The sequence below is a fragment of the Micromonospora sp. WMMB482 genome (assembly GCF_019038635.1).
GTDB classification, from domain to species: domain Bacteria; phylum Actinomycetota; class Actinomycetes; order Mycobacteriales; family Micromonosporaceae; genus Micromonospora; species Micromonospora marina.
Genome location: NZ_JAHOPD010000020.1, coordinates 419,121 through 432,705, shown reverse-complemented (window position 1 = coordinate 432,705; position 13,585 = coordinate 419,121). Strand labels below are relative to the sequence as shown.

8 protein-coding genes and 1 pseudogene are annotated in these 13,585 nt (G+C 72.7%); 2 read left to right on the top strand and 7 right to left on the bottom strand.

Going from position 1 to position 13,585, the window contains the following annotated elements:
• Nucleotides 1-489: 489 nt before the first annotated feature.
• From KSK32_RS02775 to KSK32_RS02760, 4 genes and pseudogenes are all read right to left on the bottom strand, one after another.
• The gene (locus KSK32_RS02775; RefSeq protein WP_216928283.1) at nucleotides 490-1,659 is read right to left on the bottom strand and encodes a DDE-type integrase/transposase/recombinase; all 1,170 of its coding nucleotides are present in this window, start codon (nucleotides 1,657-1,659) and stop codon (nucleotides 490-492) included.
• 270 nt (nucleotides 1,660-1,929) lie between these two features.
• A pseudogene (locus tag KSK32_RS02770) lies at nucleotides 1,930-4,394 on the bottom strand (DUF3488 and DUF4129 domain-containing transglutaminase family protein).
• 16 nt (nucleotides 4,395-4,410) lie between these two features.
• Nucleotides 4,411-5,709: a DUF58 domain-containing protein gene (locus tag KSK32_RS02765; protein WP_216928282.1), complete on the bottom strand. Its 1,299-nt coding sequence runs from the start codon at nucleotides 5,707-5,709 to the stop codon at nucleotides 4,411-4,413.
• Between the two features lies 1 nt (nucleotide 5,710).
• Complete coding sequence (locus tag KSK32_RS02760; protein WP_216928281.1) at nucleotides 5,711-6,766, bottom strand: MoxR family ATPase; 1,056 nt, start codon at nucleotides 6,764-6,766, stop codon at nucleotides 5,711-5,713.
• A gap of 395 nt (nucleotides 6,767-7,161) precedes the next feature.
• On the opposite strand from KSK32_RS02760, the gene leuS reads away from it, so the two are divergent.
• Nucleotides 7,162-10,002, top strand: a complete 2,841-nt coding sequence (gene leuS / locus KSK32_RS02755) for a leucine--tRNA ligase (protein ID WP_216928280.1) — start codon at nucleotides 7,162-7,164, stop codon at nucleotides 10,000-10,002.
• Between the two features lie 46 nt (nucleotides 10,003-10,048).
• On the opposite strand, the gene KSK32_RS02750 is transcribed toward leuS, so the two are convergent.
• The 3 genes from KSK32_RS02750 to KSK32_RS02740 are packed head-to-tail and all read right to left on the bottom strand — an operon-like array spanning nucleotide 10,049 to nucleotide 12,715.
• Complete coding sequence (locus KSK32_RS02750) at nucleotides 10,049-10,759, bottom strand: TVP38/TMEM64 family protein (RefSeq protein WP_216928279.1); 711 nt, start codon at nucleotides 10,757-10,759, stop codon at nucleotides 10,049-10,051.
• Entirely contained in the window at nucleotides 10,756-11,478 is a 723-nt protein-coding gene (locus KSK32_RS02745) for a type 1 glutamine amidotransferase (RefSeq protein WP_216928278.1), read from the bottom strand. Before KSK32_RS02745 ends, KSK32_RS02750 begins: the two co-directional genes overlap by 4 nt.
• Nucleotides 11,468-12,715, bottom strand: coding sequence for a MurT ligase domain-containing protein (locus KSK32_RS02740; RefSeq protein WP_091421964.1), 1,248 nt, complete (start codon nucleotides 12,713-12,715; stop codon nucleotides 11,468-11,470). The genes KSK32_RS02745 and KSK32_RS02740 overlap by 11 nt, the downstream gene beginning before the upstream one ends.
• A gap of 355 nt (nucleotides 12,716-13,070) precedes the next feature.
• Between KSK32_RS02740 and mraZ the strand changes: the two genes are divergently transcribed.
• Complete coding sequence (gene mraZ / locus KSK32_RS02735; protein WP_013287610.1) at nucleotides 13,071-13,502, top strand: division/cell wall cluster transcriptional repressor MraZ; 432 nt, start codon at nucleotides 13,071-13,073, stop codon at nucleotides 13,500-13,502.
• Nucleotides 13,503-13,585: the final 83 nt, after the last annotated feature.

Below are 13,585 nucleotides of genomic sequence, written 5' to 3'. Positions count from 1 at the left end.
GTGACCTGCTGCCGGGGCGACGTGCCGCCGGTCGCCGTGGCAACGCGGGCGATGGCGCGCGCTCAGTCGTGCCCGCGATTCAAGTCGCCGTACCGCCGTCCGGCGCGCCCCTCGGTCCGCCTTCCTGCACACCGCACGTGCCTCGTCAGCACGTGCCGCCCGCGCCGCCCCGCACGTGAGCATGTGCACCGCGCCCGAGTCGCGGTAGAGCAGCTCACCCCGTCGTGCCGCCACGGCGAGCGCCTCCTCCTCGCTCACCAGCCCGTCCCTCCCGTCCCTCCCGCCCCTCCCGCGCGATCTTGCACTTTCGGCCCGAGGGGTGCCCCTAATGTCCCATTGGCCCGGGCACAAACTGCAAGATCGCCGGGGCGGGTGCGCCCAGCCTGTTTCTCGTCGTAGATCTTGGAGGGAAAGTGCCCCTGTGGGGGCTGTCATGTCCCGGGACATGTGTCAATGGGAAGTCCCGATAGATGTGTCATGGGTTGTGGATCATGGGGTGGGGGTGAGGGGGATGTAGTTCTTGTCGGGGTCGAGGTGGAGATAGCCGATGGGCTGGCCGTCGGGGTGGTAGATGGTGACGTGGTTGTTGTCGCGGATGGCGGTGACGGTGGTGCCGGTGTGGGTGGCGCCGACGCTGGTGCGGTGTCCGGCGATGGCGATGGCGCCGTTGCTGGCCACGGGGCAGTGGTGCAGGGTGGCGTCGGTTTGCAGGGGTGCGCTGGTGGGTCCGCCGAGGGTGGGTGCGTGGGTCCAGGCGTGGGCGGGTGTGGTGCGGCGGGGTAGGGCGCTGTGACGGCGTTGGGTGTTGTAGTAGCGGCGGTAGGTATCCAGGAGTGCTTGCAGGGCGGTGAGGGTCTGCGGTGGGGGTTGGGTGCTCAGCCATTTTTTGAGGGTTTGGTGGTGGCGTTCGACCTTGCCGCAGGTTTGTGGGTGGTAGGGGCTGGAGTTGATCGGGCGGGCGCCGTGGTCGATCAGGGTCTGCACGAAGGTGGAGATTGATCCGGGTCGGGTCCGGCGGCTGGTGAACGCGATGCCGTTGTCGCTGAGCACGATGGCTGGCACGCCGTAGGCGGTGAACGCCTGTCTGATCGCGGTGATCGCGGCTCGGGCGGTCTCCGCGGCGGCGGCGTGGCAGGCGACCAGGGTGCGGGTGCAGTCGTCCAAGACGTCGAAGACGACGACAGTGCGGCCGTCGGCGAGTTTCACTTCGGTGGCGTCGATCTGATAGCAGTCGCGGGGCCGGGCATAGCTGAAACGCCGCCACGAACTACGCGGTCGTTTAGCCGGAGTAACCACGAGCAGGTCATGTCGGGCCAGCACCCGGTTGACCGTCGAGCGTGACGGCACCGACCAGGACGCGTCGATGCGCCGGCGCACATCGCCCAACGCGTCTCGGATGAAGTCCGCCCCGTTGTCCGGGCCCAGTTCAACGCGCAGTTTGCAGATCCACGCGTCCACCTCCGGCGGCGTGACCCGCGGACTACTACGCGGACGCCGGGATCGTTCCTGCCACTGACCCTCGGCCCGGATACGTGCGCGGTGCCGGTACACCGTGCGCACCGACACCCCGTGCTCACGCGCGAACTCGGCCGCGTTCACCCGGACCCCCGCCGCCAGCTGCGCGTCCAGCAGGTTCATCACATGCCGCCGTGAAGCCATGCCCGGCAGCACATACCACCCGACCCAAGATCCCTACCACCTGACACATGTATCGGGACTTCAACACTGACAGATGTCATGGGACTGAACAGCCCCTGTGGGGGCCATTTCGTACCAAGATCTCGCGCGCACCCGGCCCAGAAGCGGTGATCAAGGAGTTTGTGTCTTCAGCGGGGCTGGATTCGGACACGAACTCCTTGATCACCGCCGAGGGCCGGGCGGGGAAAGGGCGGGGGTGGGGAAGGGGTGGGGGTGGGGAAGGGGCGGGGGTCAGCGGGCGGGGCGGTGGGCCAGGAAGCGGCGCGGGCTCCAGCGGGTCAGACGCTGCCGGACCTGGCCGCTCGTGGTCACCACCCGTGCCGACCGCTCAGCCAGGCCGGTGCGCCAACGCTGCAACACCGACGGGGGCAGCAGCGCGGCCAGCAGGCGGGTACGGCGGTCCGCGCCCGCCGCCAGCGCACCCCGGACCGTGCGCAGCGCCGGCTGCAACTCCGCGTCGGTCAGCGGGTCGCGGGCGTAGCGGGCGCGTTCCTCGGCGCGGCCGAGCAGGCGTACCCCGGTCGCGGCGTCCCCCTTCCCGGCGAGCGCCTCCCGGGCCAGCCGCTCGGCGGTGGCCCGGGGGTCTCCGTGCGGTCCACCCGGACGTGGAAGTCGACGAGCGTGTCGAGCAGCTCGTCCCAGGCGGCGTGCGCGTCGGCGCGCGCCGCCTCGGCGTCCACACCTACCACGACCTGCCGTGCCTCGCCGCGCTGACCCGGCACCGGCAGCGCGGTGGCTGCGGGCGTGACGGTCCGGACGCGCCGGCGGCGGCGCAGGGCGGAGCGGCGCAGGGCCGGTACGGCGAGCAGCGCCAGCAGCGCCAGCGCACCGGCCAGCCACCACGGCCAGACCGGGTTCTCCTCGGCGGGGCCGCCCTGGTCCAGGGTCAGGCCCTGGTCGGTGTCCTTGTCGAGCCGGTCCGCCTCGTTCGGTCCGGCCGACGGGCCGGCCGCGTCGGGCGCGCTGGTGCTGTCGGCCGAGGGGGTGACCTCCTCGGGGGCGTCGACGTCCGGCGCCCAGGCCGAACGGACCGAGCCCGTCACGGCCGCCGCCGGGGTGGCGTCGAACGGCACCCAGCCGATCCCGCTGAAGTTGACCTCGGTCCAGGCGTGCAGGTTGCGGTTGGTCAGCACGTACGTGCCGCCGTCGGCCTTGCTGCCGTTGGTGAACCCGACAGCGACCCGGGCCGGGATGCCGGCGGCCCGGACCAGCCAGGCCATCGCCGCGGCGTACTGCTGGCAGTAGCCGACCTTGGTGGCGAGGAAGTCGGTGATGTCCTCCCCGCTGCTGCCGTTGCGGGTGGACAGCGCGTAGGTGAAGCCGTTCTCCACGGAGAAGTAGTCGTAGATCGCCCGGACCTTGTCGTAGTCGTTCGACTTGCCCTTGACCAGCTCCGCGACAAGTTCCTCGACGGCCGGGACGGACGGCCGCTCGGTCTGCTGCCGCATCACCGGGCTGTCCGAGGGCAGCGACGGGGCCGCGCGCAGCGCCGCCGGGCTGAAGGTGGACCGGACGTAGTCGAACGAGTAGCTCTTGCCGCGGGCGTTGTCGCGGTTGGAGAAGACGACCTGCTGGTTCGGGTCGTACAGCCAGTTGCCGTTGAGGTCGTCGGTCTTGACCGGCTCGGCGTAGACCGGCAGCAACGGCATGTTCAGGTTCTTCGTCACCTCGACGGAGGCGCGGTAGCGCTGCTGGTCGACGCCGCGCGGGGCACGTTCCCCGGGATCGGGCAGCGGGCGGGTGACCGGCCGCCCGGTGGGCACACGCGCCTGGAAGCCACTGGGCCGCAGGTCGTCGACCACGCCCAGGCGCAGGTAGAACGGGGCCGTCTCGTCGGTGCTGACCTTGACCAGATCGGTCTCCTCGCTCTGGTTGAGCTGGCCGCTGAGCGCCGCGAACAGGTCCACCCGGCCCGAGTTGCCGCCCTGGCCCGGCCGCCCGTTGCCGTCGCCGGGCCCGGCGCCGACGTTGTTCAGCAGCCCGCCGGTCATCCCGGGCACGGCCAGCGGCAGCGCCACCGCCGCGATCACGCCGACGACGGCGAGCCGCCGTCCGGCCGCGGCGAGCGGAGACGCCTCCCAGACGTCCACGTCGCGGCCCTCGCCGGTGAACCGGCGGCCGAACCGGCGTACCCGGTCGACGTTGTCGGTGACCAGCAGCCAGAGGTAACCGGCGGCGCCCACCACGAACGGGGTGGCCGGGACGCTGTCCACGTACACCGCGACCGGAACCGAGTAGATGGCGAGCATCGGCAGGCCGGCCAGCGCCGGCCGGCGCAGCCCGACCGCGAGCACGTCCACCACCACAGCGACCGCGCCGATGCCGAGCACCGCGAGGAACAGCAGCGAGTCGACGTCCGGCACCTGCACACCGTACGAGCGCATGTCCTGCAACGACGCCTGGAGCAGGTCGCCGAAGTGGCCGAACGTGGCCGGGGTCGGCACGAACGCGAGCAGTTCGGTGCCGCCGGGGAAGACCCAGGTCAGGCCCAGGGTCAGCCCGGCCAGCATGGCCAGCACCTGCCCCCACAACGGCAGCCGGCCCAGCCGGCTCAACGCGGCCGAGCCGGCCACCACGGCGACCACGACGGCGGCCTGGATCAGCCAGGTCCAGCGTTCGAAGATCGCCGACAGCGGGGCCGCCGCCAGCAGCGTCGCCGCCGCGGCGACGAATCCGATGTTGCGGTGCGGGGTCACAGGACCATCCCTCCGGTCATCGTCGTCCGCCGGCCACCGTCTCGGCCATGGCCGCGCGCAGCGCGAAGCCCTGCGAGCCCCGTCCGGCCTGCGGCCACAGCACCGGCAGGCGGGTGCCGTGCTCCACCCCGATGACCCGCCAGCCGCTCTGCAGCAGCGCGAGCGCTGCGGCGCCGTGTGCCCGCTCCGCCTCGGTGCGGGCGTTCGGCGGCAGGTTGAGCCAGGTGTTGCTGTCGAGCAGGAACGCCACGCAGGTGGCGCCGTTGCCGCGCAACCCGGCCAGCAGCTCCGCCTCGGCGGTGCCGAGCGTGCCGAGCAGCGCGATGATCAGACCACCGTCGGCCCGCTGCCGGACCTGCTGCACCAGCGTGGTGATCTCGCCGCGCCGGTCGAGGTGCACGTCGGCGAGGTGGTCGAGCAGCAGTCCCTCGCCGCCGGCCTCGGTGGCCCCGACGTCGGCGCCGTTGCCGGTGACCAGGCGCAGCTTGTAGCCGGCCTCGCGCAGGTGCACGGCGATGCTGGCGGCGGCCGAGACCGCCCACTCGAAGCTGGCCGTCGGGCCCTCGCCCCGGTGCCCGGCGGCGCGGGTGTCGAGCAGCACCGTCGCCCGGCTCTCCCACGGCTGTTCCTCGCGGCGCACCATCAGCTCACCGGTGCGGGCGGTGGACTTCCAGTGCACCCGGCGCAGGTCGTCGCCCCTCCGGTACTCCCGGGTGGCGGCGTCGTCCTCGCCGTGCACCGCCACCGAGCGGGCCCGGCTGTCGCCGCTGCCGGCGTACTCACCCGGCAGCCGGACCGACGGCAGCGGGGTGACCTGCGGGATCACCGTGAGGTGGTCGGTGCTGGGGAACGACCGGGTCAGCTCGCACAGGCCGAACGGGTCGGTCAGCCGGATCACCAGCGGCCCCACCTCGTAGCGGCCGCGCACGTCCGCCCGGACCGTGTACGCCACCGAGCTGGCCTGGTGCGCGCCGAGCCGTTCCAGCACCACCCGGGGCCGGCTGCCCAGCGCGTACGGCAGGCGGTCCTCCAGCAGCAGCGTGCCGGTGGGCAGCCGGGACAGGTTCTGCAACCGGAGCACCACCCGGGAGCTGGCGCCGACCGGCACCCGGTGCGGCTCCAGCGACCGGTTACAGGCCAGCTTGTACCGGCTGCGTCCGACGTACGCGGCGGCCAGCAGCGGCAGCACGGCGAGCAGGACCGCCACCCGGAGCAGGTCCTTCTCGCCGAGGATGCCGGCGGAGATCGCCGCGGCCACCGCGGCCGCCAGGAAGGAGCGGCCGCGGGTGGTCAGCCCACGCAGGCCGTCACGCACGTCACGGCCTCCGCGGCTCGTACGGCCCGCGGCCGTTGTTGCCGCCGCCGGGCCGGGTGTCGTACGGCGACCGCTGCCGGTCGTGCGGCAGCGGCAGGCGGTGCACCAGCTCGGAGACGATCGCGTCGGTGGTGCGCCGGGCCAGCTGGGCGTCGGCGGTGGGGATGATCCGGTGCGCCAGCACCGGCACCGCGAGTACCTGGAGGTCGTCCGGCAGGACGTAGTCGCGGCCCTCCAGGGCGGCCACCGCGCGGGCGGTGCGCAGCAGCTGGAGCGTGGCGCGGGGGGACGCGCCGAGTCGCAGGTCGGGCGCCTCCCGGGTGGCGGTGACCAGGTCGATCGCGTACTGCTTGACGGCGTCGGCGACGTGCACCTGCCGGACGTGACCGATCAGCCGGCGGACGGTGGCGGCGTCGGAGACCGGCCGCAGCCCCGGCAGCGGGTCGACGCCGCCGTGCCCGTCGAGCATGGCCAGCTCGGCGCGCGGGTCCGGGTAGCCCATGGCGATGCGGGCGGTGAACCGGTCGCGCTGCGCCTCGGGCAGCGGGTAGGTGCCCTCCATCTCGATCGGGTTCTGCGTCGCGATCACCATGAACGGCGTCTGCAACTGGTAGGTGACCCCGTCGACGGTGACCTGCCGCTCCTCCATGCACTCCAGCAGCGCCGACTGGGTCTTCGGCGAGGCCCGGTTGATCTCGTCGCCGACGACCAGGTTGGCGAAGACCGCGCCGGGGCGGAACTCGAAGTCGTGCGTCTCCTGGTTGTAGACGCTGACGCCGGTGACGTCGCTGGGAAGCAGGTCGGGGGTGAACTGGATCCGCCGGACCGAGCAGTCGATGGACCGGGCCATCGCCTTGGCGAGTTTGGTCTTGCCGACGCCGGGCACGTCCTCGATGAGCAGGTGACCCTCGGCCAGCAGCACCGCCAGGGCGAGCCGGACGGTGGCGGTCTTGCCCTCGATGACCTGCTCGATGTTGGCCACGATGGCCTCGCTGGCGGCGCGGAACTCGTCGTGCGGCAGCAGACCGCCCACCTCGTCCCAGGTCTGTTGTGTCACGGGCCTCCTCCTCGTCGCCTGGACGGCAGCTCTTTATAGAGCACCTGGACCCGCCGTTGGGTTCGCGACGCCGAGCCTCGTCTGCCGCAGAAATCTCACTGGCCTCTCAGGCTAACCATGTTTGTCGTTACTGCCGACTCCCGCAGGTGGTCGGTCGGTTACGCCCGGAATATTCGCCGGACCGGGGGACCGGCCGCCGGGGACGGAACGGGCGCGCCACCGCCGATGGGTGCGAGGTACACTGCCTGCATGGCCGGGTTCTTCCTGCTTCTTACCGAGCCGTGTTGATGCGCTGAACGCGCGACAGCACGGCCGCCCCTCCTGCGCGAGGGGCTTTTTTGTGCCCGCAGCAGACCGCCCACAATTTTCGAATCGATCCGCGCCGAGGAGACGCCATGAGTGAGGCAGCCGCACCGGCGACCGACATCCCCCCGTTCCGGTACACCGCCGCCCTGGCCGACGAGATCGAGCACCGCTGGCAGGACACCTGGGCGCGGGAGGGCACCTTCCACGCGCCGAACCCGGCCGGTCCGCTGGCCGACCCGGGCCACCCGCGCGCGGGCGCCGAGAAGCTGTACGTGCTGGACATGTTCCCGTACCCGTCCGGCGCCGGCCTGCACGTCGGCCACCCGCTGGGCTACATCGGCACCGACTGCTACGCCCGCTACCAGCGGATGGCCGGGCGCAACGTGCTGCACGCGATGGGCTTCGACGCGTTCGGCCTGCCCGCCGAGCAGTACGCGGTGCAGACCGGCACCCACCCCCGGACCACCACCGAGGCGAACATCGAGCGGTACCGGGCGCAGCTGCGCCGGCTGGGGCTGGGCCACGACGAGCGGCGGTCGGTGGCGACCATCGACACCGAGTTCTACCGCTGGACGCAGTGGATCTTCCTGCAGGTCTTCAACTCCTGGTACGACGCGGACGCGCGCAAGGCCCGGCCGATCGCCGAGCTGATCGCCGAGTTCGAGGGCGGCACCCGGGCCACCCCGGACGGGCGTCCGTGGGCCGAGCTGTCCGTCGGGGAGCGGCGGCGCGTCGTCGACGACCACCGCCTGGCGTACGTCTCGGAGGCGCCGGTCAACTGGTGCCCGGGGCTGGGCACCGTGCTGGCCAACGAGGAGGTCACCGCCGACGGCCGGTCCGAGCGCGGCAACTTCCCGGTCTTCAAGCGCAACCTGAAGCAGTGGATGATGCGGATCACCGCGTACGGGGACCGGCTGCTGGAGGACCTGGACACACTGGACTGGCCGGAGCCGATCAAGCTGCAGCAGCGCAACTGGATCGGCCGGTCGACCGGCGCGCACATCGACTTCCCGACCGACGCGGCCCCGGTGCGGGTGTTCACGACCCGGCCGGACACCGTCTTCGGCGCCACCTACATGGTGCTGGCACCCGAGCACGAGCTGGTCGACGTGCTGACGCCGGCCGCCTGGCCGGAGGGGACGAAGGACGCCTGGACCGGCGGGCACGCCGGCCCGCGCGAGGCCGTCGAGGCGTACCGGAAGGCCGCCGCGGCCAAGACGGACGTGGAGCGTCAGGCGGACAGCAAGGAGAAGACCGGCGTCTTCGTCGGCGCCTACGCCACCAACCCGGCGACCGGCGGGCAGATCCCGATCTTCATCGCCGACTACGTGCTGGCCGGCTACGGCACCGGCGCGATCATGGCGGTGCCCGCCCAGGACGAGCGGGACTGGGACTTCGCCGAGGTCTTCGAGCTGCCGATCGTGCGGACCGTGGCGCCGCCGGAGGGCTTCGACGGCAAGGCGTACACCGGTGACGGCCCGGCGATCAACAGCGCCGCGCCGGAGCGCGGCATCGACCTGGACGGCCTGGGCGTGGCCGACGCGAAGGCCCGGATCATCGAGTGGCTGGAGGCCAACGGGCACGGCGCCGGCGCGGTCACCTGGCGGCTGCGCGACTGGCTGTTCTCCCGGCAGCGCTACTGGGGCGAGCCGTTCCCGATCGTGTACGACTCCACCGGCGCGCCGATCGCGCTGCCCGAGTCGATGCTGCCGGTCGAGCTGCCCGAGGTGGAGGACTTCTCGCCGAAGACGTTCGACGCCGACGACGCCGGCAGCAACCCGGAGACCCCGCTGTCGCGGCGGCGCGACTGGGTGGAGGTCGAGCTGGACCTGGGCGACGGGCCCCAGCGCTACACCCGCGAGACCAACGTGATGCCGCAGTGGGCCGGCTCCTGCTGGTACGAGCTGCGCTACCTGGACCCGACCGACTCGCAGCGCTTCGCCGACCCGGCGAACGAGGCGTACTGGATGGGGCCGCGGCGTCCGGGCGACTGCGGTGGCACCGACCTGTACGTCGGCGGCGCCGAGCACGCCGTGCTGCACCTGCTGTACGCGCGCTTCTGGCACAAGGTGCTGTACGACCTGGGTCACGTCTCGTCGTTCGAGCCGTTCCGCCGGCTGTTCAACCAGGGCATGATCCAGGCGTACGCGTTCGTCGACCCGCGCGGCGCGTACGTGCCCGCCGAGGAGGTCGTCGAGGTCGACGGCCGCTGGTTCCACGGCGAAACCGAGGTCCGGCGCGAGTACGGCAAGATGGGCAAGTCGCTGAAGAACGTCGTCACCCCGGACGACATGTGCGCGGCGTACGGCGCGGACACGTTCCGGGTGTACGAGATGTCGATGGGCCCGCTGGAGGTGTCCCGCCCGTGGGAGACCCGGGCGGTGGTCGGCTCGTACCGGTTCCTGCAGCGGGTCTGGCGCACCGTCGTCGACGAGCAGACCGGTGAGCTGCGGGTCACCGACGAGCCGGCCGACGAGGCGACCCGGCGGCTGCTGCACAAGGCGATCGACGGGGTCCGCTCCGACATGGACGGGATCCGGTTCAACACCGCCATCGCCAAGCTGATCGAGCTGACCAACGGTCTGACCCGGCTGGCGCGTACGCCGCGCGAGGTGGCCGAGCCGCTGGTGCTGATGGTCGCCCCGTTCGCCCCGCACATGGCCGAGGAGCTGTGGCGCAAGCTGGGCCACGAGACCTCGCTGGCGTACGCGGACTTCCCGGTCGCCGACGCGGCCCTGCTGGTGGCCGAGTCGGTGACCTATCCGGTGCAGGTCAACGGCAAGGTCCGGGGCCGGGTCGAGGTGCCGGCCGGCGCCGCCGAGGAGACCGTGCGCGCGGCGGCGCTGGAGGCGGTCGCCGGCGCGCTGGGCGGCAAGGAGCCGCGCAAGGTGATCGTGGTGAAGGGCCGGATGGTCTCGGTCGTCGTTTGAGGCCGGCAGGTGGGCGTGTCCACTTCGGGGGCACGCCCACCGGCGGTCAGGGCGCGCGGCGTCGCCGTTCGGCCCGCCACCAGCGGTGGATGAGCAGCGCGCTGGCGATCAGGCCGAGGCTGGCCGGTGCGGCCGCGTACCAGTTGATCGAACCGGGCGTGGTCACCGCCGCGCCGATCGCCGCGTAGCCGATGGCGGTGGGGGCGGAGGCGATCACGCTGCCGGCCAGGAACGGCATGACCCGGGCGGCGGTGGTGCCGTAGCCGTAGCTGACCAGTCCGAACCCGGCGATCGGCAGCAGCCGTACGGTGATCACGCCGAAGACGCTCTGCCGGGCGAACCAGCCGTCGAGGCGGGCCAGCCGGCCGCGTACCCGCTCGGCGACGAAGTCGCGGCCGAGCACCCGGCCGATGGTGAAGCCGATGGCCGCCGCGAGCAGCGCCGCGCCGAGCGCGTACGCGGCGCCCTGCACCGGACCGAAGATCGCGCCTGCGGCCAGCGTGACGAACGTCCGCGGCACCAGCGCCACCAGCAGCAGCGCGCCGCCGATCACCGCCGCGGGCGGGCCGTAGCCGCCCAGCGAGTCGGCGAGCCGGGGCAGGTCGGCCGGGTCCGGCCGGGGCACCAGCAGCAGCGTCACGCCGAACCCGGCGAGCAGGAGCAGGAGCAGCCCGAACCGGCGCGCCGAGGGCTGCCGCAGCAGCCCGGCGAGCCGGCGGGCCACCGGTCGCCGCCCCGGCCGGGCGGCGTCGGTCACGGCCTCGGTGCGGCGGCCACCGCGGTGCGGCGCTCGGAGCGGAGGCGGTCGGCCCAGGTGTCGTCGAGCGGCGGGAACTGGTGGATGCCGGTCGCCCAGCGCAGCAGCAGGTCGGCCAGGTCGGGGTTGCGCGCCAGTGCCGGGCCGTGCGAGTAGGTGCCGAGCAGCTTGCCCCGCCACGCGCCCTCGGTGGCCCCGTCGTTGCCGACCCCGGTGGTGACCCGGGCCAGCGGGGACACGCCCGGGCCGAGGTGGGTGCGGCCGCCGTGGTTCTCGAACCCGGACAGGTGCGGGATGCCCAGGCGCGGGTCTACCTCGCCGGCCAGTTCGCCCACCGCCCGGGTGGGGCCGCGGTCGGAGGAGAGGTCGAGCAGCTCCAGGCCGGCGCACCGGGTGCCCTTGGCGAAGAAGGAGGTGCCGAGCAGCTGGTAGCCGGCGCAGACGCCGAACACCACCGAACCCTGGGCCACCGCCCGGTGCAGGCCGCCGTCGGCGATCAGGCGCTGGGCGCCGAGCGCCTGCGGGCCGTCCTCGCCGCCGCCGATCAGGTAGATGTCGGCGGTGGCGGGCAGCCGCTGGTCGGAGCGGACCTCAAGCACCTCGACCGGCATACCGCGCAACTGGGCCCGGCGGGCCAGGATCAGCGCGTTGCCCCGGTCGCCGTACGTGGACAGCAGGTCGGGATAGATCCAGACGATGCGCAGGCTCTCAGTTGACACGGTCCAGCTCCGCTCGGATGTCCTGGAAGGCGGTGTAGTTGGCGATGACCTCCAGCCGGCCCGGCGGCACGGCGCGGACGGCCTCGTCGAAGCTGCGGACGTGCTGGAACGGCACGCCGTTGACCTCCAGCCGCACCGCCAGGTCGTACGCCCGATCGCCGGTGATCAGCACCTGCCGGCCGGTCAGCGGCGAGAAGTCCACGTCGAACAGCCAGGAGGTGTCCAGCCCGTCGGGGTCGCGGGCGTTGATGGACAGCAGTGTCGGCGCGACGTCGGCCATGTCGAACGCCTCCAGCCAGCTCGCCGGGTTCTTCGCCAGCAGCAGCCGGATGTTGCGCCCGTCGCGGTCCACCTGGGCGTAGCGGCCGGCCACCGAGGTGACGGTGCCGAGCCGGGACACCGCGTCCACCGGCCGTACGCCGAACTCGGCGGCGACGGCCAGCGCGGTGGCCGCGTTGCCGAGGTTGACCTTGCCGGGGAGCTGGAGCTGGATCTTGTGCCACGCGCCGGTGGGGTCCAGCACGCCGTCGTCCTCGACCGTCCAGTTCGGCTCGGGGCGGCGCAGCGGGCAGCCGGTGCACCACCACTGCTCGCCGGAGCGCTGGATGGTGGAGCCGCACTCGGGGCAGACCCAGGAGTCGTCGTGCCAGCGCTGCCCGGCGCTGAACCAGGTGACGTGGGGCGGCACGTGGCCCTGGGCCGGATCGGCCGGCGGGCAGGCGGCCCACACGACCATCGGGTCGTCGGCGTTGGCGACCACCCGTATCCGCGGATGCCGGACCAGGGCGGCGCGCCAGAGCTGCGCCATCATGGCGACCTCCTTGGCGCGGTCGAGCTGGTCGCGGGAGAGGTTGAGCAGCGCCACCACGTGCGGCTCGGTCGCCTCCAGCACCTGGGCCAGGTAGTGCTCGTCGACCTCCAGCACCGCGTACGGCGTGCTGCCGGCCTTGGCCAGCGCCGAGGTGTGGCCGGTGGGCATGTTCGCACCGAAGGAGTTGGTGGCGACCCGGCCCAGTACGCCGACCGCGGCGGTGGTGAGCCGGGTGGTGGTGGTCTTGCCGTTGGTGCCGGACACCAGGGCGATGGCGCGCCCGGCCGAGAGGTGGGCGAGCAGGTCCGGGTCGATCTTGAGGCCGATCCAGCCGCCGATCACCGAGCCGTCGCCACGGCCCGCGGCCCGCGACAGCGCCGCGGCGGTGCGCGACACGGAGCTGGCCACCTTCGCCCGCAAGGGCATCTTCGCGTCCGTCACTCGAGCGAGGTTACCGGACCACCACCTCCGCCAGATCGCCGCCGACGGCGAACCGTTCGGCCGGGGACGACCCGGCGGACGGCCGGAGCGCGCGGGGCCGGACGGCGGCGGTCGATGTCGGGTAGCGGACGCTGCGGGGGGCGCCCCACCCCCTCCACTCCGCCCCACCCGCGTTGACGTGCGGTTTTGCGCGCGGAAACGCCACGCCGCGCGGGCGATTCTGGTTGCAGGTGGAGGGAAGTGGAGTAGAGTGGGGCGCGATGGTGAGGCCGGGAGGGCCACACCGGCCCGGGGGGTCAGCGGCGCCGCGAACGCCGCTCAGGGCGAGGGGGTTGGGCCGATGTTCCTCGGCACCCACACTCCGCGCCTGGACGACAAAGGCCGGTTGATCCTGCCGGCCAAGTTCCGGGACGAACTGGCGGGGGGTGTCGTGATCACCAAAGGGCAGGAGCGCTGCCTCTACGTCTTCCCGATGCCCGAGTTCCAGCGGATCGCCGACCAGTTGCGCGCGCAGCCGATGACGAGCAAGGCGGCCCGGGCCTACAGCCGGGTCTTCTTCGCCAGCGCGCACGACGAGGTGCCGGACAAGCAGGGGCGGGTCACCATACCCGGCCACCTGCGGTCGTACGCGGCACTGGACCGGGATCTGGTCGTGATCGGAGCGAGCACCCGGGTGGAGATCTGGGACAAGGCGGCCTGGGAGGCCTACCTCGCGGAGAGCGAAGACGACTTCGCCGACATCGAGGAGGGGGTGCTGCCCGGCGGTCTGTAGGGCGTGACGGCGCCCGACGTACTGCGAGATCTCCAGCCGCTTTCGAGTTCCTGGCACCCCTTCCCCGGTGCCAGGCGCACGAT